General features: G+C 62.8%; 24 protein-coding genes. 13 read left to right on the forward strand and 11 right to left on the reverse strand.

Annotated features, from left to right (window positions below; all coding sequences use genetic code 11):
• Positions 1–31 precede the first annotated feature (31 nt).
• Entirely contained in the window at positions 32–355 is a 324-nt protein-coding gene (trxA, locus tag AC0L2A_RS06910; RefSeq protein ID WP_091592579.1) for a thioredoxin, read from the forward strand.
• Positions 356–569: 214 nt separating this feature from the next.
• Positions 570–851 (forward strand): cupin domain-containing protein, encoded by a 282-nt coding sequence (locus tag AC0L2A_RS06915; RefSeq protein ID WP_473608062.1) that lies wholly within the window; start codon positions 570–572, stop codon positions 849–851.
• A gap of 38 nt (positions 852–889) precedes the next feature.
• On the opposite strand, the gene AC0L2A_RS06920 is transcribed toward AC0L2A_RS06915, so the two are convergent.
• The 6 genes from AC0L2A_RS06920 to AC0L2A_RS06945 form a co-directional block, all read right to left on the reverse strand.
• Complete coding sequence (locus AC0L2A_RS06920; RefSeq protein WP_473608064.1) at positions 890–1309, reverse strand: VOC family protein; 420 nt, start codon at positions 1307–1309, stop codon at positions 890–892.
• 59 nt (positions 1310–1368) lie between these two features.
• Complete coding sequence (locus AC0L2A_RS06925) at positions 1369–2694, reverse strand: bifunctional folylpolyglutamate synthase/dihydrofolate synthase (RefSeq protein ID WP_473608065.1); 1326 nt, start codon at positions 2692–2694, stop codon at positions 1369–1371.
• A gap of 231 nt (positions 2695–2925) precedes the next feature.
• Complete coding sequence (gene accD / locus AC0L2A_RS06930) at positions 2926–3852, reverse strand: acetyl-CoA carboxylase, carboxyltransferase subunit beta (protein WP_023796893.1); 927 nt, start codon at positions 3850–3852, stop codon at positions 2926–2928.
• A 95-nt stretch (positions 3853–3947) separates the two neighbouring features.
• Complete coding sequence (gene trpA / locus AC0L2A_RS06935) at positions 3948–4787, reverse strand: tryptophan synthase subunit alpha (RefSeq protein WP_023796892.1); 840 nt, start codon at positions 4785–4787, stop codon at positions 3948–3950.
• Between the two features lie 2 nt (positions 4788–4789).
• A complete protein-coding gene (gene trpB / locus AC0L2A_RS06940) occupies positions 4790–6040 on the reverse strand; it encodes a tryptophan synthase subunit beta (protein ID WP_027152026.1) in 1251 nt (416 codons plus the stop codon).
• Between the two features lie 33 nt (positions 6041–6073).
• Positions 6074–6733, reverse strand: a complete 660-nt coding sequence (locus AC0L2A_RS06945; protein WP_473608138.1) for a phosphoribosylanthranilate isomerase — start codon at positions 6731–6733, stop codon at positions 6074–6076.
• 140 nt (positions 6734–6873) lie between these two features.
• Between AC0L2A_RS06945 and AC0L2A_RS06950 the strand changes: the two genes are divergently transcribed.
• Positions 6874–7092, forward strand: a complete 219-nt coding sequence (locus AC0L2A_RS06950) for a hypothetical protein (RefSeq protein ID WP_023796889.1) — start codon at positions 6874–6876, stop codon at positions 7090–7092.
• Between the two features lie 89 nt (positions 7093–7181).
• On the opposite strand, the gene AC0L2A_RS06955 is transcribed toward AC0L2A_RS06950, so the two are convergent.
• The 4 genes from AC0L2A_RS06955 to AC0L2A_RS06970 all read right to left on the reverse strand — a co-directional run bounded on the left by AC0L2A_RS06955 (position 7182) and on the right by AC0L2A_RS06970 (position 10555).
• A complete protein-coding gene (locus AC0L2A_RS06955) occupies positions 7182–7940 on the reverse strand; it encodes a M48 family metallopeptidase (protein WP_473608066.1) in 759 nt (252 codons plus the stop codon).
• 104 nt (positions 7941–8044) lie between these two features.
• Positions 8045–8515 carry a DUF2852 domain-containing protein gene (locus AC0L2A_RS06960; protein ID WP_023796888.1) on the reverse strand — a complete coding sequence of 157 codons (471 nt, stop codon included), beginning with the start codon at positions 8513–8515 and terminating at the stop codon, positions 8045–8047.
• A 117-nt stretch (positions 8516–8632) separates the two neighbouring features.
• Positions 8633–9775, reverse strand: a complete 1143-nt coding sequence (locus AC0L2A_RS06965) for a benzoate/H(+) symporter BenE family transporter (protein ID WP_473608068.1) — start codon at positions 9773–9775, stop codon at positions 8633–8635.
• A 3-nt stretch (positions 9776–9778) separates the two neighbouring features.
• Positions 9779–10555 (reverse strand): alpha/beta hydrolase, encoded by a 777-nt coding sequence (locus tag AC0L2A_RS06970; protein ID WP_473608069.1) that lies wholly within the window; start codon positions 10553–10555, stop codon positions 9779–9781.
• Positions 10556–10766: 211 nt separating this feature from the next.
• Here AC0L2A_RS06970 and infC point away from each other — a divergent pair, with 211 nt between their 5' ends.
• The 8 genes from infC (at position 10767) to pheT (ending at position 17617) form a co-directional block, all read left to right on the forward strand.
• The gene (infC, locus tag AC0L2A_RS06975; protein WP_077374810.1) at positions 10767–11303 is read left to right on the forward strand and encodes a translation initiation factor IF-3; all 537 of its coding nucleotides are present in this window, start codon (positions 10767–10769) and stop codon (positions 11301–11303) included.
• A 138-nt stretch (positions 11304–11441) separates the two neighbouring features.
• The gene (locus tag AC0L2A_RS06980) at positions 11442–12086 is read left to right on the forward strand and encodes a methyltransferase family protein (protein WP_023796884.1); all 645 of its coding nucleotides are present in this window, start codon (positions 11442–11444) and stop codon (positions 12084–12086) included.
• A gap of 51 nt (positions 12087–12137) precedes the next feature.
• Positions 12138–12794 carry a methyltransferase family protein gene (locus AC0L2A_RS06985; protein WP_128244572.1) on the forward strand — a complete coding sequence of 219 codons (657 nt, stop codon included), beginning with the start codon at positions 12138–12140 and terminating at the stop codon, positions 12792–12794.
• A 175-nt stretch (positions 12795–12969) separates the two neighbouring features.
• Complete coding sequence (rpmI, locus tag AC0L2A_RS06990; RefSeq protein WP_006201248.1) at positions 12970–13173, forward strand: 50S ribosomal protein L35; 204 nt, start codon at positions 12970–12972, stop codon at positions 13171–13173.
• A 37-nt stretch (positions 13174–13210) separates the two neighbouring features.
• Entirely contained in the window at positions 13211–13612 is a 402-nt protein-coding gene (rplT, locus tag AC0L2A_RS06995; protein ID WP_023796882.1) for a 50S ribosomal protein L20, read from the forward strand.
• 95 nt (positions 13613–13707) lie between these two features.
• Entirely contained in the window at positions 13708–14793 is a 1086-nt protein-coding gene (pheS, locus tag AC0L2A_RS07000; protein WP_473608070.1) for a phenylalanine--tRNA ligase subunit alpha, read from the forward strand.
• Positions 14790–15212, forward strand: coding sequence for a GFA family protein (locus AC0L2A_RS07005; protein WP_027152017.1), 423 nt, complete (start codon positions 14790–14792; stop codon positions 15210–15212). The genes pheS and AC0L2A_RS07005 overlap by 4 nt, the downstream gene beginning before the upstream one ends.
• Entirely contained in the window at positions 15209–17617 is a 2409-nt protein-coding gene (pheT, locus tag AC0L2A_RS07010; protein ID WP_473608072.1) for a phenylalanine--tRNA ligase subunit beta, read from the forward strand. Before AC0L2A_RS07005 ends, pheT begins: the two co-directional genes overlap by 4 nt.
• Before the next feature lie 247 nt (positions 17618–17864).
• Here pheT and AC0L2A_RS07015 read toward each other — a convergent pair whose 3' ends face one another.
• The gene (locus AC0L2A_RS07015; protein WP_473608073.1) at positions 17865–18860 is read right to left on the reverse strand and encodes an aldo/keto reductase; all 996 of its coding nucleotides are present in this window, start codon (positions 18858–18860) and stop codon (positions 17865–17867) included.
• 96 nt (positions 18861–18956) lie between these two features.
• Between AC0L2A_RS07015 and AC0L2A_RS07020 the strand changes: the two genes are divergently transcribed.
• Together AC0L2A_RS07020 and AC0L2A_RS07025 are read left to right on the forward strand one after the other, a co-directional pair.
• The gene (locus tag AC0L2A_RS07020) at positions 18957–19847 is read left to right on the forward strand and encodes a LysR family transcriptional regulator (protein ID WP_473608074.1); all 891 of its coding nucleotides are present in this window, start codon (positions 18957–18959) and stop codon (positions 19845–19847) included.
• A 244-nt stretch (positions 19848–20091) separates the two neighbouring features.
• Positions 20092–21078 carry a Gfo/Idh/MocA family protein gene (locus AC0L2A_RS07025; protein ID WP_473608075.1) on the forward strand — a complete coding sequence of 329 codons (987 nt, stop codon included), beginning with the start codon at positions 20092–20094 and terminating at the stop codon, positions 21076–21078.
• Positions 21079–21085 lie beyond the last annotated feature (7 nt).

Raw genomic sequence — 21085 nt, forward strand, 5'->3', positions numbered from 1 at the left:
GTGCGACAATAACTCTCGAAAGGATTTTCGCATGGCCACCGTCAAGGTCGACAAGAGTAATTTCCAGACCGATGTGCTTGACGCCAAGGAGCCGGTCGTCGTCGATTTCTGGGCGGAATGGTGCGGCCCGTGCAAGATGATCGCGCCGGCGCTGGAAGACATCGCCATCGAACTCGGCGGCAAGGTCAAGATCGCCAAGCTCAACATCGACGAGAATCCCGAGTTGGCCGCGCAGTTCGGCGTGCGCTCGATCCCGACGCTGATGATCTTCAAGGGCGGCGAAATGGCCGACATGAAGGTCGGCGCCGCGCCGAAGACGGCGCTGTCGCACTGGATCAACGGCAATCTCGCCTGATCCGGCGGAAATCCGCAGACAAGCCCGGCCCTCGCGCCGGGCTTTTTGCTGCGTCATCTAATGTGCCGCGCCTCCCCCTGGACGCGCGAAGGACGCTGCAGCACTTGATCTGACCGAAGATCGGATCGGATTTTCTGGGTCATGCGGCTGGTCCGCCCTGGCACTCGCCACTTGCCGGCCCATGTTCTTGTCTGGCTTAAAGCAGGAGAACGACATGACCGGATCCGCCAAGGCCACCGTGTTCATCGACAATGAGCGCGTCATCGTCATCGAATACCGCTTCGCGCCGGGCGACAATACCGGCTGGCACCGCCATGGCCATGATTATGTCGTCGTGCCGCTGATGGACGGCAAGCTCAAGCTCCTGACCAAGGACGGCGAATCCTTCGCCGAAATGAAGAAGGGGGCGCCCTATTTCCGCAAGGAGGGCGTGGAGCATGACGTCATCAATGCCAATGAGGGCGAGTATGCCTTCATCGAGATTGAGCTGAAGTAGTCCCCACCGAGGCCGTCTCCGCCATAGGCGTGAGGCGATCACCAATCCGCGATACGATCGCCTCCGACGAACTGCGCACTTTTCTCTGTGTACTCAAACAGTTCTATCTTCACGTTGTTAGGATCGCGAATCCACGCCTGGTAGGTATCATCGCATGCGTGTTTCTTTGACGTGACTTCAACGCCTTTCGCTCTTGCGTGGGCGATCGCGGCGTCAAGGCTTTCCACTTCAAGGCAGAAGTGGTTGATCTGGTTCAGGTCGCTATAGCTGGCCCCGTCTTTCTGGAACACCTCGACGTGGCTGCGGCTGCCGCAATTGAGGTAGAAACCGAAAATCTTGCCGTCGCGCAGGAAGTTGAACTGGGTGTCCATGCCGAGGACGTCCCGATAGAAGCTTCTCGTCACTTCGAGATCATCTGCGAAGATGCAAACGTGAGCGAGCTGCTTTACCTTGATCATGGCTGGCTCCTCGTGGTGATTTGACGAAGTCCGTCATCATGGCCTGGTGAACCAGCGCCTCAAACCGGCGGCGTGCCGTTTTCGGCCAGCACCGCGCCGGCCAGATAGAGCGAGCCGCTGATCAGGATGCGCGGCGGCGGTCCGTCCCACGTGTCGCGCAGCAGCATCAGCGCATTGGCGACGGAGCTCACCGGTTCGGCCGACAGGCCGGCCTCGACGGCGCGGATCGCCAGTTCGTCATTCGGCACACTGGCCTCGCTGAGGCTCACCGGCACCGTGTAGACATGCCGCACCAGGCCCTTGAAGGCGCGGAAATAGCCGCTCTGGTCCTTGGTGTTGATCATGCCGCAAATCAAGAACAGCGGCCTCGGATTTTTTTCCTCCTGCTCGGCCAATGCCTCGGCGACGACCACGCCGGCGCCGGGATTGTGGCCGCCGTCGAGCCAGATGTCGACGCCCTTTGGCGCCAGTTCCGTCAGCCTGCCTTGCGGCAATTTCTGCATCCGCCCCGGCCAGGTGACATTGGCCATCGCCTTGTCGGCGACGCGATGGCTGATCTCGAAACCTGCCGACTTGACCGCCGCAATCGCCGCCGCCGCATTGGCGAACTGGTGGCGCCCTGGCAGCCGCGGTGGCGACAGGTCCATCAGCCCGTCTTCGTCCTGATAGACCATCCGGCCGTTTTCCTCGAAGGCGAGAAAATCCTGGCCATAGACGAAGGCGGGACAGTCGAGCCGCTCGGCGGTTTCGATAAGCACCTGAAGCGCCGTTTCACTTTCCTGCGCGCCGATGACCACCGGGCAACCGCTCTTGATGATGCCGGCCTTTTCGGCTGCGATCAGTTCGACACGGTCGCCGAGAAAGGATTCGTGGTCGAGCGAGACCGGCATGATCACCGACACCGCCGGCTCGGTGATGACATTGGTGGCATCAAAGCGGCCGCCAAGGCCGACCTCGATGATGACGGCATCTGCCGGATGTTCGGAAAACAGCAGGAAGGTGACGGCGGTGAGGATCTCGAAGACGGTGATCTTCTGGCCTTCATTGGCCTTGGCGACGCGGGCGATGGCATCGGCGAAGACCTCGTCCTCGACCAGCCTGCCGCCGCCGTCCGCGGCCAGCCGGTAGCGCTCATGCCAGTTCACCAGATGTGGCGATGTGTGGACATGGACGCGGTGGCCGGCCGCTTCGAGCAGCGCCCGCGAAAACGCGGCGCAGGAGCCCTTGCCGTTGGTGCCGGCGATGTGGATGACCGGCGGCAGATGGTCCTGCGGATTGCCAAGCCGCTCCAGCAGCCGCGAAATGCGGTCGAGCGAAAGATCGAAGCCCTTCGGATGAAGCGACATCAGGCTTTCGATTTCGCGGTCGGCGGCAAGCGTGCTCATGGGAGAATCCTAATGCATGTCGCGCAAAAGTGCGCAGCGGTTTTGCGACAACGACATGCGTAAAAACAAGAACCTAAAGCGCGTTGCATGAATCCGTTCAAATACTACGCGCTTTAGGTGCATGACCCCGAAAAATCGAAATCGATTTTCGGAAAGGAATCATGCGTGAAATCAAAATGCTACAGCGCCACAGATGGCGCGCAATCGCGGTTCGCGACGACGGATGTCGCGTCAGGCTTGCGGGCGTGCTTCCGCCGGGACCGCCACCGGCGGCAGGATTTCCGGTTCCAGCGGCTTTTCTTCTTCCGGCAGCTTGAGCAGCATTTTCAGGAGCCGTGCGATCGTCTGGCGCATCTCCAGCCGCGACACCACCATGTCGACCATGCCGTGCTCCATCAGATACTCGGAGCGCTGGAAGCCGTCGGGCAGCTTTTCCCTGATCGTCTGCTCGATGACGCGCGGCCCGGCAAAGCCGATCAGCGCGCCGGGCTCGGCGATGTGCACGTCGCCCAGCATGGCGTAGGAGGCAGTGACGCCGCCGGTAGTCGGATTGGTCAAAACGACGATATAGGGAAGACCGGCTTCCTTCAGCCGATCGACGCCGATCGTGGTTCTCGGCAATTGCATGAGCGACAGGATGCCCTCCTGCATGCGGGCGCCGCCGGAGGCCGCGAACAGGATCAGCGGCCGCTTGCGTTGCACTGCGACCTCGAAGCCACGAACGATGGCGTCGCCGGCGGCCATGCCGAGCGAGCCGCCCATGAAGGCGAAGTCCTGCACGGTCACCACCACCGGCAGGCCTTCGACGGTGCCCAGCGCGTTGATGATCGCGTCCTCCAGCCCGGTCTTGGCCTTGGCGTCCTTCAGCCGGTCGGTGTAGCGCTTCTCGTCGCGGAATTTCAGCGGATCCTGCACCACCTTGGGGTTTTCGAGCATCTCGTACTTGCCGTCGTCCATGAAGAATCTCAGCCGCTCCCTTGCCGAGATCTTCATGTGATGGCCGGAGGACGGGATGACGAACTGGTTCTGCTCCAGATCCTTGTGGAAGACCATCTCGCCGGTCTCCGGATCCTTGATCCAGAGGTTTTCAGGCATGTCGGTGCGCCGGCCGAGCATCGAATTGATCTTCGGTCGAACGTAGTTGGTGATCCAGTTCATCGCTTCGGCTCCTGTCCTGGCGAAGAGTTAGACCATGATCCCGAAAAGTGGAAACCGGTTTTCGGTGGAGATCATGGTCAACCAGAAGATCAAGACTATTCGGCGGCAGCAAGGCGGGCCGCGCGCACGCCTTGCGAAAGCCCGCTGACCAGCGTGGCGACCGCCTCGGCCGGGTCGGCGGTCTTTTCGCCCTTCGGCCCCAGAACATTGGCGACCGCATTGACGATCGCAGTGCCGACGACGACGCCGTCGGCCGACGCTCCGATGATGCGCGCCTGCTCGGCAGTCTTGACGCCGAAGCCGACGCAGACCGGCAGGTCGGTATGGCCCTTGATGCGCCCGACCGCCGCCGCCACCTTGCCGGTGTCGGCAAGTGCTGAGCCGGTGATGCCGGTCATTGATACGTAATAGACGAAGCCGGAGGTGTTCTGCAGCACCTTGGGCAGGCGCTTGTCGTCGGTGGTCGGCGTCGCCAGCCGGATGAAATTGATGCCGGCCCTCAGCGCTGGAATGCAAAGCTCCTCATCCATTTCCGGCGGCAGGTCGACGACGATCAGCCCGTCTATGCCGCTGGCCAGCGCATCCCCGAGGAAGCGGTCGACGCCGTGGATGTAGATCGGATTGTAGTAGCCCATCAAAACGATCGGCGTTTCATTGTCGGTGGCACGGAATTCCGAAGCCATCTTCAGCGTCTTGACCAGCGTCTGCCCGCCTTTCAGCGCGCGCAGGCCGGCCGCCTGGATCGCCGGGCCGTCGGCCATCGGATCGGAAAACGGCATGCCGAGCTCGATGATGTCGCTGCCGGCGCCGGGCAATGCCTTCATGATCGACAGCGAGGTGTCGTAGTCGGGGTCGCCGCCCATGAAATAGGTGACGAGTGCCGGGCGCCCTTCGGCCTTCAGCTTGGCCATACGGCGGTCGATGCGGGTGGTCATGATCAGATCTCCATGCCCAGCATATTGGCCACCGTATGCACGTCCTTGTCGCCGCGGCCGGACAGGTTGACGATGACGATCTGGTCTTTGTCCATGGCGGGCACGATCTTCACCGCATGCGCGATGGCATGGGCGGATTCGAGCGCCGGAATGATGCCTTCGACGCGTGTCGTCAACTGGAACGCCTCCAGCGCCTCGTCGTCGAGAACAGGCACATAGTCGACGCGGCCACTGTCGCGCAGCCAGGAATGCTCCGGCCCGACGCCGGGATAGTCGAGGCCGGCCGAAATCGAATGCCCGTCCATGATCTGCCCGTCGGCGTTCTGCAGGAGATAGGTGCGGTTGCCGTGCAGCACGCCGGGCGCGCCGGCGTTCATTGAGGCGCAATGCTCGATGCCGTCGAGGCCGCGGCCACCGGCCTCGATGCCGATGATCTTTACGCTGCGGTCGTCGAGGAACGGGTGAAAAAGGCCGATGGCGTTGGAGCCGCCGCCGACGGCGGCGATGATGGTGTCCGGCAGCCGGCCTTCCTGCTCGAGGATCTGGGCGCGCGCCTCGATGCCGATCACCGACTGGAAGTCGCGCACCAGCTCCGGATAGGGGTGCGGGCCGGCGGCGGTGCCGATCAGGTAGTAGGTGTCCTCGACATTGGTCACCCAATCTCGAAGAGCTTCGTTCATGGCGTCCTTCAACGTGCCGTGGCCAGCGCTCACCGGCCGCACCTCGGCGCCGAGCAGCTTCATGCGGAAGACGTTCGGGCTTTGCCGGGCGACGTCGGTGGCGCCCATGTAGACGACGCACGGAAAGCCGAAACGCGCCGCCACGGTGGCCGACGCCACGCCGTGCTGGCCGGCGCCGGTCTCGGCGATGATGCGCTTCTTGCCCATGCGCTTTGCCAGCAGGATCTGGCCGAGGCAGTTGTTGATCTTGTGCGAGCCGGTGTGGTTCAGATCCTCGCGCTTGAAATAGACCTTTGCGCCGCCCCCGAGGCCCTTAGCCGCGGAAACCTCGCGAAGATGCCTGGTCAGGCCCTCGGCGAAATAAAGCTTCGACGGCCGCCCGGCATAGTGGGTCGAAAGGTCAGTCAGTTCGGCCTTGAAATCCGCATCGTCCTTGACCTCGTTCCAGTGCCGCTCGAGGTCGAGGATCAGCGGCATCAGTGTTTCGGCAACGAAACGACCGCCGAAGATGCCGAACATGCCCTGCTCGTCGGGTCCGGTGCGGAAGGAATTGGGTATCGCCGGCTTGTTCATCGCCGATCTCCTAGCTTGTGGTTTGAAGCACGGTCAGGCGGCGCGGCTGTCGCGTGCTGCCCTGACGGCCCGGAAAAACTGTTCGATCAGCGCCGGATCCTTGACGCCCGGCGCGCTTTCCACGCCTGAGGAAATGTCTAGTCCGGGCGGGTTGGCAAGCCGAAAGGCATCGCCGATGTTGGCGGCGTTGAGCCCACCGGAAAGCATGTAATCGACGCCTGCGTCAAGGCCGGCCAAAACGCGCCAGTCGAAAGCAATGCCGTTGCCGCCCGGCAGTTGCGAACCTTTCGGCGGCTTGGCGTCGAACAGGAAACGGTCGGCAATGCCGACGAAGGGTCTTGTCCGCGCCAGGTCGGCAGCCTCGCTGACCGGCAGCGCCTTCATCACCGGCAGGCCATAGCGGGCCTTGATCTCGGCCACCCGCTCCGGCGTTTCCGAGCCATGCAGCTGCAGCATGTCGGGCTGCATTTTTTCGACGATTTCATCCAGAAACGCATCGCCGGCGTCGACCGTAACCGCAACCGCCCTGGCCTTGCCGATCGCCGCTTCGCGCAAGCGGCCGGCTTCCGCCGGCTCGACATAGCGCGGGCTTTTGGCAAAGAAAATAAAGCCGACATGACTGGCGCCGCCGGCCAATGCCGCGGCCAATGCCTTGTCGGTCTTCAGTCCGCATATCTTGATGTCGAGCGCCATGACGCGGGGATTGGCACGAAACGGCAAAAGAGTCGAGAAAAAGCGCATGTTTGCCACCGGCGCGGAACGCGCTACCTTCCTAAGACAAGAGAGCGGAACGGGCCACTTACTTCAGATAATACAGGCGGGAGCAAACAAGCATGGCAGACGATACCGTCGCCCAACTCAGGCAAAAAGTCGCCCAGGCTCGCGAGGTCATTGCCCATCTGATGGACAAGGCCGCCTTCAACGGCGCCGAGGCACACCGCGCGCTCGACTATTTCGGCAGCAACGCCTTCAAGAAGGACTTCCTGCCATGGCCGCGCCATACCGACGAGGGGCTGCGGCCGGAGGAGTTGAATGCGGCGAATGACGACTGAGCGGCAGTGCAGAACCTATTGATGCCGGCGGGACAGAGGGGGGTGCGAAGGATCGCTACAGTTTTTATTCCGCTCCGCCTTCAAGCATCCTACTCGAACATGATCGCTTGCAGCGCGCCGCCATTGCGCTTGAGCCAGTCCTTGCAGCGCTCGGTGTCGGGGCAGAGTTGCTCGCACAGCTTCCAGAATTTCGGGCCGTGGTTCATCTCTTTGAGATGCGCCACCTCATGCGCGACGAGATAGTTTATGACCGGTCGCGGCGCCATCATGATGCGCCAGGAGAACGACAAATTGCCGTCCGACGTGCATGACCCCCAGCGGCTCGACGTGTCCTTGAAGCGGATTGCCTTGGCGCGCTTGCCGATCGTCCCGGTGTGCCTGACCACCAACCGCTCGATCTCGCGCTTGGCCTCGCGCTTGAGGAAATCGGCGATGCGGCGCGGCAGGTGCACGCGCTCGCCATGCACGATCATCAGCGGACCGCGTTCGTCGCACGACAGCGTGACGGTACCGCGTTTCGAGGGCTCATGAACGATGCGATGCGGCACGCCGCGCACCGGTATTTTGATACCGGGCCGCACCTGCGGCCGGTTGGGCACCTTGGCCAGCCGCTGCTCTAGCCAGTCCTGATGGCGGTCAAGGAATTTTTCCACCTCGCCTCGCCGCAGGCCCGGTGGCACGGTGATGCGCAGGCCCCGGCCACCGGAATCGATGCGCAGCGTCAATCGCCGCGCCCGGTCGCTCTCGACGATCTTGAGCGGCAGCGTGCGGCCGGCAACACAATGCTCCCGCTCCACGACGGGGGAGGGCCTGGGTTTGGTCAGGTTGCGGAAGAAGCCGAATGACATGGCCGGGACGATACGTGATTCGAGGAAAACGAATAGAACAAAAAAGAAACGGCGCCGCTGGCGCGACGCCGTTTTTGATTATTATTTATGTCGAGGCAAGTGCCTTACTCGTCAAGCAGGCCTGGCGTGGATTTGCCACCGCCGGTTGTGGGCCCGCCGGTTGTGGGTGACGTCGACTTGTTGCGGTTCGCCATGAAGCGGTCGAACTCTTCCTGGTCCTTGGCGCGACGCAATTCCCGGGCGTATTCGTCGAACTCGCTCAGCATCTCGTCGAGCTTGCGGCGCTCTTCATTGAGCCGCTCGAGTTCTTTTTCGCGCCAGTCGTCGAAAGCGACGTTGCCGGTGCGGGCAGAGCCGTGGCCCCAGCGCGCCGCTTTGTCGGAACCGCGGCGGCAGCCGGCGAAAATGCCGTCGGTCGCGCGGTTGACGTCGCGCTTGAAGCCGTCAAGCCGGTCGCCCCAGATGATGTAGGCGAGCATGGCGAGGCCGAGCGGCCAGAACACCATAAAACCGATCACCATCAGAGCGATGGTCGCCGGCGTCCAGGCCGGACGGATCAATGCAGATGTGTTCATTTTCTCCCAATCCTTCAGTTGGAGACAGCCAATCCCGGCTGCGTGGAATCGAAATGGGATGAGAAAAACGGCGATTCAAGACAGTGTCGGCCAAAACCGGACAAGCGTTTGAAATGATTATCGCTTTTTGAGCGTTTCAAGGAAAAGGACGACTAGGCCCGCAATCAGGCCCCAGAACGCCGCACCGACGCCGAACAGCGTCAGCCCCGAGGCGGTGACGGCAAAGGTGACGGTAGCGGCCATGCGTTCGCCGTCTTCCTTCAAGGCGATCGACAGCGCGTTGGCGAGCGGCGCCATCAGCGCCAGTCCGGCGACAAGCACGATCAGGCTCTGCGGCAGCACGGCAAAGATCGCCACCAGCGAGGCGCCGAAAATGGCGAAGACGAGGTAGGCAAGCGCGTAGAAGGGACCGGTCTTCCAGCGCTCGCCCGGATCGGGATGCACGTCGGGGCCGGTGCAGATCGCCGCCGAGATCGCCGCCAGATTGGTGGTCGAGGCCCCGAATGGTGCCGACAGCAGCGAAAGCAGACCGGTGACGCCGATCAGCGGGCCGGGTTCCGGGTGATAACCCGCCGCTCTCAGCACGGCGAGGCCGGACAGGTTCTGCGACGCCATGGTGACCAGATAAAGCGGCAGCGCCAGGCCGACGATCGCCGTGACGGTGAACTGCGGCGCAATCAGCGTCAATGTCGAAAGTTCCGGGGTCGGCAGACCACCGACCCGGCCGGTGAGGAAGGCGGCTGCGCCGCCGCCGATCAGCACCGCCAGCACCGAGAGCGCCGGATTGAACAGGCGGATGACAAAGAAGGCGGCGATCAGCGGCAGGATCAGCCACGGGTCGACGGGAATCGCCTTCACCGCATTGATGGCGAAGGTGACAACGATGCCGGCGAGCATTCCCGACGCGACCGAGGCCGGTATCCTGGCGATCAGCTTGGTCAAGGGCCTGAACAGGCCGGTGGCAATCAGCAAAATCCCGGTGATGATGAAGGCGCCGACGGCCTCGCCGATCGAAAAGTCGCTCGAAGCCGCGATCAGCGCCACCCCCGGTGTCGACCATGCGGCGATGACCGGCATCCTGGTGCGCCACGACAGCCACAGGCTCTCAATCGCCATCGCGAGGCAGATCGCCGTCACCCAACTCGCGGTTTCGACTTGCGTCGCGCCGACTGCCTTGGCGGCGGCGATGACGATGGCCAACGTGCCGCCGAAGCCGACAATCGCAGCAACGAAGGCGGATACCGGAATGGAAATGCGCATGTCCTAGCCTGCCTGCCGCACGATGGCGTCGACCGCCCGCACCAGCATGTCGAGATCCTGAGGCCGCGACAGGCGGTGGTCGCCGTCGGGGATCAGCGACAGCGTGACGTCGTCGGCCGGCAGCAGGCCGACCAGTTTCAGCGCATGGCTCGGTGGCACGTCGGCATCGGCCAGCCCTTGCAATATGTGGACGGGGCAGTGGGTGTCGATCGGCCCGGTCAGCACCCGGTTGTTGCGGCCGTCCTCGATCAGCGCTCGGGTGTAGACGTAAGGCTCGGCCGAATAGTCCGACGGCTCCTCGAAAAACCCTTTTTTGGCAAGATCGCGCTTCTGCGCTTTGGTCAGCGCCGGCTCGACCAGTTCGGCGGTGAAATCCGGCGCCGGCGCCAGAAGCACCAGGCCGGCGATGCGGTTCTCGCCTGGCGTGTGCAATTCCTGGCACAATTCCTGGACCATGCGCAGCGCGATCCATGCGCCCATCGAGGAGCCGACCAGGATTTGCCTGCCTTGCGTGAAATGATTGAAGACGGCGAGACTTTGCGAAAGCCAGTTCGAGACGGTGCCGTCGGCAAAGGCGCCGCCCGATTCGCCGTGACCGGAATAGTCGTGGCGCAGGAAAGCCCGGCCTTGCCCGCTCGCCCATTCCGCCAGCTTCTCGGCTTTGGTGCCCAGCATGTCCGACTTGTAGCCGCCGAGCCAGACAATGCCTGGCTCGGCACCCGCAGCGCGCCTGACAGCGATGCTGGTTCCGTCGACGTCGAGAAAAACCGGTGCGGTCATGGCTCACTCCTCACGCAGGTCTTTTGACACAGCGGACGGTTCAACGAAAAGTGCTCGGCAACTTTCTTCGTTTGGTGCAGGCAGAAGTCAGGGAACAGGTGATTTCCTGTGAGCGCTGTGCTATTGACTCCGGCCGCGCGCTCACCACATTGGCGCGTTCGCAATTCTGAATTGAAAACCCCGAACGAAACGGCTCAAGGAGACCACGACCATTCGCAGACCTTTCAAAGCAACGGCGCCCACCAAGGAGGGCCCGCGCTCCAACCGTGACATCCGGGTCCCCCGGGTCCAGCTTATCGACGCCGAAGGCCACAACCATGGCGATGTCTCCATCAACGACGCATTGCTGCTCGCCGAAGAGGCTGGGCTCGATCTGGTCGAGATATCGCCCAACGCAGTGCCGCCCGTCGTAAAAATTCTCGATCTCGGCAAGCTGAAATACGCCAACCAGAAGAAGGCGGCCGAGGCGCGCAAAAACCAGAAGGTCATCGAGATCAAAGAGATCAAGATGCGCCCGAACATCGACAGCCATGACTACGAGACCAAGATGAAAGCGGTCCGGCGGTTTTTCGAGGAAGGTGACAAGGTCAAGCTGACATTGCGCTTTCGCGGCCGCGAGATGGCGCATATGGAACTCGGCATGCAGCTTTTGAACAAGGTTCGCGAGGAAGTTGCACCGATCGCCAAAGTCGAAGCTGAACCGAAGCTCGAAGGCCGCCAGATGATGATGGTGCTGGCGCCCCGCTAAGCGATTCCGCTGAAGCGGTCCCGTCAAAGCAAAGGCCGCTTCGGCGGCCTTTTGTTTGTTTTGTCTTCGCCATGATTTCTCCGCAAGTTGCATCGACAAGGATTCCGGTTGCCGGTCCTCGCGGCGAAAGGATTGTCCATGGCCGCTGCGGCACGTTCTCCGATTGAAAGATCGTTCGACGAAATGGGCCGCTATCAGCGGCGCCGGCGCGTCCTGCTGGCGCTGCTGATCGGTGCTTTTTGCGCTTTGCTGATCTTCGGCGGCTCCACCCACGATGAACTGGGCCACGAACGCATAGAGGGGCAGTACGGCATCGCCCTGATACTGATCGGGATCGGCGGCCGGCTCTGGTCGATCCTCTATATCGGCGGCCGCAAGTCGGCCGAACTGGTTGCTACCGGCCCATATTCGGTAATGCGCAACCCGCTGTATTTTTTCTCCACCATAGGGGCCGCCGGCATCGGCGCCCAGACCGGCAGCGTGATCGTCTCGGTGGCGTCGGCGGTTTTGTGCGCGGCCGCGTTCTACATCGTCACGTTGCGCGAGGAACGGCATTTGACGACAGTGCTCGGGGCGCCGTACAAGGACTACATCGCACGGGTGCCGCGGTTTTTTCCCAATCCCCGGCTTTATCGCGATCAGGCCGAGGTCACCTTCACACCGCGCATTTTTAATCACACGCTGCGCGACGGCTTGATGTTCGTGGCTTCCGTACCGTTTTTCGAACTCATCGAGTCCGGACAGGAAAGCGGTGTAATTCCCGTCCTCTTCTGGCTGTATTGAACTGCGGATGCCGCGATCGCCGGCAAGTTCCTCGACGATTGGATTCCCGACATGCTCAATGAAGTTAAATCGGCGCAGGCCGAACAAGCGCAGGCCAGGCGTGCGCTGGGCAGGTATCAGCACGCGCGCAGGATGGTGCTTGCCGCCCTCGTGGTCGTCATGTTCGCAGCGCTGCTGTTTGGCCAGTCTGCTTTTCCTCCCGAAAGCGTGCCGCACGAAACGATCGAAATGGTCGGCGTCCTGCTGATCTTTCTTGGCATTGTCGGGCGCTTGTGGTCGACGCTCTATATCGGCGGACGCAAATCCTCCGAGGTGGTTACCGGCGGACCCTATTCGATCACCCGCAATCCGCTCTATGTCTTCTCCTCGATAGCTGCCGCCGGCGTCGGCGCGCAGATGGGCTCGATCACTGCGGCGATCGGCTTCGCGGTGATTTGCGCCGCCGCCTTTCATGTCGTCATCCTGCGCGAAGAGACGTTCCTGAAGGAGGCCTTCGGAACGCCATTCCAGGCCTATATGGCGCGAGTGCCGCGCTTTTTCCCGAAGCTTTCGCTGTATCAGGAAGGCGACACCGGCGGCTTCAAGCCGCGCCTGCTGCGGACGACGCTGCTGGACGGACTGGTGTTCCTCGTCGCCATGCCGTTTTTCGAATCGATCGACGCCGCCCAGCAATCGGGCATACTGCCGGTGCTGTTCCGTTTCCCATAGGCCCAAGGTGTGTCGGCACAGGGTGTTGCACGCCGGCCCGCTTTGACGTATAGCACCGCCGTTCCCAAAAACCGCCCGGCAGGGCATGCCGTGGCGGTTTCATTTGCTTTTCGGGCTTTGGTCGGCCTGAAGCGAACAAAAAGCGCGATGATGCGCACATAAACGGAGTAGCAAAATGCCCAAGATGAAGACCAAGTCAGCCGCCAAGAAGCGGTTCAAGATCACAGGTACGGGAAAAGTCCTGTCGGCTGCGGCCGGCAAGCGTCACGGCATGATCAAGCGTTCCAACAAGTTCATTCGAAATGCCCGCGGCACGATGGTTCTGGCTGAACCGGATGGCAAGAAGGTCATCAAGAATTTTCTGCCGAACGGCCTCTAAGGCATTCGGTCTGGACAAGTTTTAAGGAGATCATGACATGGCACGCGTAAAAAGAGGCGTCACCTCGCACGCCAAGCACAAAAAGGTCCTGAAAGCCGCCAAGGGTTTCTACGGCCGCCGCAAGAACACCATTCGCATCGCCAAGCAGGCGGTGGAAAAGTCGCTGCAGTATGCCTACCGCGACCGCAAGAACCGCAAGCGTTCGTTCCGCGCTCTGTGGATCCAGCGCATCAATGCCGCGACCCACGAGCATGGCCTGACCTATGGCCGGTTCATCGACGGTCTCAACAAGGCCGGCATCGAGATCGATCGCAAGGTCCTGTCGGACATGGCCATCCACGAGCCGCAGGCATTTGCCGCACTTGTGGCCAAGGCCAAGGTCGCGCTCGAGTACCTCAAGAACACCACGCCGAACGCTTTTGAAAGCGCTGTAGCCTAACCAGCGCCTTCCCAAGCACATCGACACTTGATTTGGGAAACCCGCGCTGGCAGGGCTGGCGCGGGTTTTTCTTTGCCTTCAATCGAGTCTGAAACATGAGTGACATGGAAACTCTCGAAAATTCCCTGATGAGCGACATTTCGTCGGCCGCCGACGAGCAGGCGATCGAAGCCGTGCGTGTTTCAGCGCTCGGCAAGAAGGGCTCGGTCTCCGAAATGCTGAAGACGCTCGGCTCGATGAGCGCAGAAGAGCGCCAGATAAAAGGCCCGGCGATCAACGGTCTCAAGAACCGCATCACCGAGGCGCTTACCGCGCGCCGCGCCGAACTCAAGGACGCAGCGATCGCGGCACGGCTCGCGGCGGAAAAGGTCGACGTCACACTGCCGGTGCGGCAATCGCCGGCCGAGCGCGGCCGCATCCATCCGATCAGCCAGGTCAGCGACGAGATTGCCGCGATCTTCGGCGACCTCGGCTTTGCCATCGCCGAAGGTCCCGATATCGAGACCGATTACTACAATTTCACCGCGCTGAACTTCCCGGAAGGCCATCCGGCGCGCGAGATGCATGACACCTTCTTCTTCCAGCCGGACGAGAAGGGCGAGCGCAAGCTTTTGCGCACCCACACCTCGCCGGTGCAGATCCGCACCATGGAGGTGCAGAAGCCGCCGATCCGAATCGTCATTCCCGGAAAAACCTACCGCCAGGATTCCGATGCCACGCACTCGCCGATGTTCCATCAGGTCGAAGGGCTGGTGATCGACAGATCAGCCAACGTCGCCAACATGAAATGGGTGCTGGAGGAGTTCTGCAAGGCCTTCTTTGAGGTACGCCAGGTCAAGATGCGCTTCCGGCCGAGCTTTTTCCCGTTCACCGAACCCAGCATGGAGGTCGACATCCAGTGCGACCGTTCGCGGCCGGGCGAGGTGCGCTTTGGCGAAGGCTCCGACTGGATGGAGATCCTCGGCTGCGGCATGGTCCACCCCAATGTGCTGAGATATGGCGGGCTCGATCCCAACGAATATCAGGGCTTTGCCTGGGGCATGGGCATCGATCGCATCGCCATGCTGAAATACGGCATGCCGGACCTGCGCGCCTTCTTCGACGCCGATGTGCGCTGGCTGTCGCATTACGGCTTCCGGCCGCTCGACATGCCGACGCTGTTCGCAGGCTTGAGCACATGACAGCGGCCCACACCGGCGGCTGCCGCTGCGGCGCCGTGCGGTTCGAGGCTTCGGCCGAACCGCACCATGTCAGCTATTGCCATTGCGGCGATTGCCGGCGGGCCAGCGGCGCGCCGGTATCGGCCTTCGTCGGCTTCATCACCGAGCAGGTCGCCTTCACGGGCAAGGCGCTGAAGATGTTCGAGAACGGGCCGGTGACGCGCTCCTTTTGCGGCATCTGCGGTTCGCCGATCGCCTATGTCGATGAGCGGCTGGCCGACCACATCTATTTCATGCTCGGCGCCATGGATATGCCGGCCTATTTCAAGCCGACGCACCACGCCCATGTGCGCGAGCAGCTTCCCTTCGTGCACATGCCGGATGACTTGCCGAGACATCTGAAGACCAGCGTGCCCAGACCAGACGGAACACAGTCATGAAATTCACCCTCTCCTGGCTCAAGGACCACCTCGAGACCGACGCCTCGCTCAACGAGATCGTCGAGCGGCTGACCTCGATCGGCCTCGAAGTCGAGCATGTCGACGACAGATCGAGCCTAAAACCCTTCGTCATCGCCAAGGTGCTGGCGGCGGTGCAGCACCCAGATGCCGATCGGTTGCGCGTGCTGACGGTCGATACCGGCGACGGCAAGGCACCCGTGCAGGTTGTGTGTGGAGCGCCGAACGCCCGCGCGGGCCTGATCGGCGCCTTTGCAGCACCCGGCACCTATATTCCGGGCATCGACGTGACGCTGACGGTCGGCAAGATCAGGGGCGTCGAAAGCCACGGCATGATGTGCTCCGAGCGTGAGCTTGAGCTTTCCGAGGAGCATGACGGCATCATCGATCTGCCGGCCGATGCGCCGGTCGGCACCAGCTTCGCCGCCTATGCGCATCTCGACGATCCGGTCATAGAGATCAATTTGACGCCGAACCGTCCGGATGCGACCAGCGTCTACGGCATTGCCCGCGATCTGGCGGCGAGCGGGCTCGGCCGCCTCGTCGGCGGCGCGATCATGCCACACGCCGGCAGTGGCATGTGCCCGGTGAAGGTGACGATCGATGCCCCGGAGCTCTGCCCCGGCTTCGCCCTGAGATTGGTGAAAGGCGTGAACAACGGTCCGTCGCCGAAATGGCTGCAGCAGCGGCTGATCGCCATTGGGCTTCGGCCGATCAGCGCGCTGGTCGATATCACCAATTTCGTCACCTTCGATCGCGGCCGGCCGCTGCATGTGTTCGACGCGAACAAGGTCGCCGGCAACCTTACCGTGCGCCGGGCGCGTGACGGTGAAACGGTGCTTGCGCTTGACGGCCGCGAATACACGCTGACGCCTGACATGTGCGTGATAGCAGACCAGGAGGGCGTCGAATCGATCGCCGGTATCATGGGCGGCGAGCATTCCGGCTGCGACGAGAACACAAGCGATGTGCTGATCGAATCGGCGCTGTGGGATCCGATCACCACGGCCCGCACCGGCAGGACGCTCGGCATCATCAGCGATGCGCGCTACCGGTTCGAGCGCGGCGTCGATCCTGAATTCATGGTGCCCGGCGTGGAACTGGCGACCAAGCTGGTGCTGGATTTCTGCGGCGGCACGCCGACCGAAACCGAAGTCGTCGGCTATGCCGGTCACGCGCCGAAGATCGTTTCCTTCCCGCTGTCGGAAGTGAGGCGGCTGACCGGCACAGAGGTGCCCATGGAGGAGAGCCTCGCCATTCTTTCGCGCCTTGGCTTCAAGCCGGAAGGCGCGGGCGATGTCGTCAATGTGGCGGTGCCGTCCTGGCGGCCGGATGTCGACGGCAAGGCCGATCTGGTCGAGGAGGTCATGCGCATCCATGGCGTCGACAACATCGCGCCGCAGCCGCTCGGCGCGCATGATGCCGTCAACGCCAAGATCCTGACTGTCCTGCAGGTCCGCACCCGCGCCGCCAAGCGGGCGCTGGCGGTGCGCGGCATGATGGAGGCGGTCACCTGGTCGTTCATTCCGGCAAAACATGCCGAACTGTTCGGCGGCGGCCAGAGCGCACTGAAGCTCGCCAACCCAATCGCTGCCGACATGTCCGATATGCGGCCGTCGCTGCTGCCCGGCCTGATCGCCGCCGCGCAGCGCAATGCCGACAAGGGCATCGGCGATGTAGCGCTGTTCGAAGTGTCCGGCACCTACGAGGGCGATGCGGCCGACCAGCAGCGGCGCGTCGCCGCCGGCGTGCGGCGCGGCACCGCCAGGCTCGACGGTTCCGGCCGCCACTGGGCCGGCAATGCCGGTCCGGTCGGCGTGTTCGACGCCAAGGCCGACGCGATCGCAGCACTCGAAGCCTGCGGCGCGCCGGTCGAGCGGCTGCAGATCGAGGCCGGCGGCCCGGCCTGGTATCATCCCGGCCGCTCCGGCACGATCAAGCTCGGGCCGAAGGTCATTTTGGGCACGTTTGGCGAGTTCCACCCGAAGACGCTGGAAGAACTCGACGTCTCCGGGCCGCTCTGCGGCTTCGAGGTTTTCATCGATGCCGTGCCCGAGCCGAAGGCCAAGCCGACGCGGACAAAACCGAGACTGGAACTGTCCGCCTTCCAGGCGGTCAAGCGCGATTTCGCCTTCGTCGTCGACAAGGCGGTCGAAGCCGGCACGCTGACCCGCGCAGCCCTTGCCGCCGACAGGAAGCTGATCACCAACGTCTCGGTCTTCGACGTGTTCGAAGGGGCGTCACTCGGCGCCGCCAAGAAATCGATCGCCATCGAAGTGTCGATCCAGCCGGTCGAAAAGACGCTGACCGACGAGGATTTCGAGACGCTGGCGAAGCGCATCGTCGAGAATGTGCATAAGCAGACCGGCGGCGTGCTGCGGGCCTAAGTTGCAAACCAAGAAGGGGCACCGCGCCATCTTGCCTTCTCCCCTTGTGGGAGAAGGTGGATTGGCGCGTAGCGCCAAGACGGAAGAGGGGTGTTGGACGGAGCGCGGCTTTTGCCAAGCTGGAACACCCCTCATCCGTCGCCTTCGGCGACACCTTCTCCCACAAGGGGAGAAGGCAGAGCCGCGCGAGACCTCACGCTGGCGCTCGCCCCCGGAACTCAAGCCTGAAGGGATTTCATAGCCGCTGTTATCCATTGACCAGCGCCAGCATTTCTTCGGTGTAGCGCTTGCCGACGACCTTCTCCGGCGACAGGGCGTCGCCAATGGCCGCCACTTCCGCCTGGCTCAGCGCAATCTGTGCTGCTGCCGCGTTCTGCTCGAGATGGCGGATTTTTCGTGCGCCGGGGATCGGTACGATGAAATCGCCCTGATGCAGTACCCAGGCGAGTGCCAGCTGCGCCGGCGTCACGCCCTTGCCCGCCGCCATTGCCTCCAGCGTCGCGACAACAGCTGCATTGGCCGCCATGGCGTCGGCCTGGAAGCGCGGTAGTCCACGCCGCCAGTCATCGGCGCCGAGTACCTCTGGCTTGGCGATCGTTCCGGTCAGCAGGCCGCGGCCGAGCGGGCTGTAGGGGACAAAGCCGATGCCGAGCTCGCGGCAGACGGCGAACACCTCTTCCTCCGGATCGCGGCTCCACAGCGAATATTCGCTTTGCACGGCTGATATCGGATGCACCGCATGCGCCCGGCGGATGGTCGCGGCACTCGCCTCAGACAGACCGAGCGCGCGCACCTTGCCCTCGCGCACCAGCTCGGCCATGGCGCCGACCGTATCCTCGATCGGCACATTGGGATCGACGCGATGCTGGTAGTACAGGTCGATCACCTCGACGCCTAGCCGCTTCAGCGACGCTTCGGCCACCGCCTTGACGTGTACGGGGCGGCTGTCGACGCCGGCCATGCGCTCGACGCCGTTACCTTCTTCAAGGATTTTGAAGCCGAATTTCGTCGCGATCGTCACCTGGTCACGCACCGGCTTCAGCGCCTTGCCGAGCAGGATCTCATTCTCGTACGGGCCATAGACCTCGGCCGTGTCGAAGAAATTGACGCCGATATCGACGGCGCGGCGCAGCGTGGCGATCGCGTCCACCTCCGGCTGGCCGCCATAGCCGAAGCTCATGCCCATGCAGCCGAGGCCGACCGGATAGACGTCAAGTTCATTTCCAAGCTTGCGGGTTTGCATCACGCGTCTCCTTGTTGTGATGCGGCAGAGATAGCGCCTTGCACCGCGTTCGATAATCGGCTCTCATTTGCACGGGCTGTTCCAAGAAATAGATCAATGAAGCGAACTCATCTTTCCCAACTCGCGGTGCTGGCTACCGTCGCCCAGTGCGGCAGCTTTCGCGGCGCGGCCAAGGAGCTCGCCATCGCGCCATCGGCAGTCAGCCACGCGGTTTCCAGCCTGGAGGCGCGTCTTGGCGTGCGGCTCCTGGCGCGCAGCACGCGCAGCGTCGCCCCGACCGAGGAAGGCGCACAGCTGCTCGAGCGGCTGAGGCCGGCGCTGTCGGAAATCGATCTGGCGCTGGAATCGGCGGTCGAGGCGCGCGACCGGCCGGCTGGCAATCTCCGGCTGACCGTGCCGCGCACCGCCGCCCACCTGGCGCTGACGCCGCGGCTCTGTGCCTTTGCATCGGCCTATCCCGACATCGTGCTGGAGATCGTCATCGAAGACCGCTTCACCGATGTGGTCGAAGGCGGCTTCGACGCCGGCGTCCGGCTCGGCGAGAGCCTGCAGCGCGACATGATCGCTGTGCGCATCGGGCCAAACCTTCGCGGCGCCGTCGTCGGCGCGCCATCCTATTTCGCGACCATGCCCATGCCGCGCCATCCACACGATCTCGTCGGTCACCGTTGCATCCGCTTCCGTTTCTCCAGCGGCATCCTCTACCGCTGGGAATTCGAGAAGGACGGCGAGGAGATCGAGCTGGCGGTGCAAGGGCCGCTGATCCTCGACGAGGACCATCTGATCGCCAATGCGGCGGCCGACGGCGCTGGGCTTGCCTTCCTGTTCGAGGACTATGTCCGCGAGGCGTTGGCCACCGGCCGGCTCATTCGCGTGCTGGAAGACTGGTGCCCGCCCTTCGACGGTTTCTTCGCCTACTACCCGAGCCGCCGCCAGATGCGGCCGGCGCTGCGAGCCTTTGTCGATTTCTTCAAGGTAAGCAGATGAAAGCCGGCTTGTGGGAGCGCCGTCGGCTTCGACATGACACATACAGGTAGAAGGGGATAGCCTTTGCAGGACCTGGTTTCCTCGCCCCTCTTTGCGGAGACGAGGAACCCAAGCTCTGCAGAGGGCAGCGCCGGCATCCGAACAAGCCGAGACGGTCGCCTTGCTCGCTGCCATGCTTCGCATTGGCTTTTTTGCCGATTTCAGGCAAACCTCCACGCCTGCAATTTGAAGAGGGAGAAGCCTGATGTTCCGATGGGGTGTTTTGTCGACGGCCAAGATCGGCCGCGAGCATCTTTTGCCTGCAATGGTCGAGGCGGAGAACGGCGTGCTGTCGGCGATCGCCAGCCGCGACCTGTCGAAAGCCCGTGCCCTGGCCGATCGTTTCGGCGCCCCCCATGCCTTCGGTTCCTATAGCGAGCTGCTCGCATCCAGGGATGTCGACGGCGTCTACATCCCGCTGCCGACCGCCCAGCATGTCGAATGGACGGCCAAGTCGATCGAGGCCGGCAAGCATGTTCTGGTCGAAAAGCCGCTGGCGCTCGACGCCAGGGACATTCCGCCGCTGATCAAGCTGCGCGACGCCAAAAACGTGCTGGTTTGCGAAGCCTTCATGGTCGTCTACCACCCGCAATGGATCAAGGTGCGCGAGCTGATCGGCAACGGCGCCATCGGCCGGCTGCGCCATGTCCAGGGCGCGTTCTCCTACTACAATGTCGATCCCAAGAACATGCGCAACCAGCTCGACCTCGGTGGCGGCGCGCTGCCCGACATCGGCGTCTACCCGACGGTGTCGACGCGCTTTTCGACGGGCAAGGAGCCGTTGCGCGTCCAGGCGACGATCGAGCGCGACAAGACATTCGGCACCGACATCTATTCTTCGATCCGCGCCGATTTCGGCGACTTCGAATTGTCGTTCTATCTGTCGACGCAGATGGCGGCGCGGCAGGTGATGGTGTTCCACGGCGAGAAGGGCTTCATCGAGGTGCTTTCGCCGTTCAACGCCGGCATCTACGACCATCATCGCATCGAGCTGCACAACCAGAACCACAGCGAGGCGCAAGTGTTCCGCTTCCCCGGCATGCAGCAGTACCGGCTGGAGGTCGAGGCCTTCGCGCGGGCGGCACAGGGCGGCACCGACCGCGTCTTCACGCTGGAAGAGTCCGTGCTCAACCAGAAGGTCATCGACGCCATCTTCCGCGCCGGCGAGAAGGAAGGCTGGGAGACGGTCTGACAATCGT

The sequence above is a fragment of the Mesorhizobium sp. WSM4844 genome (assembly GCF_055811775.1).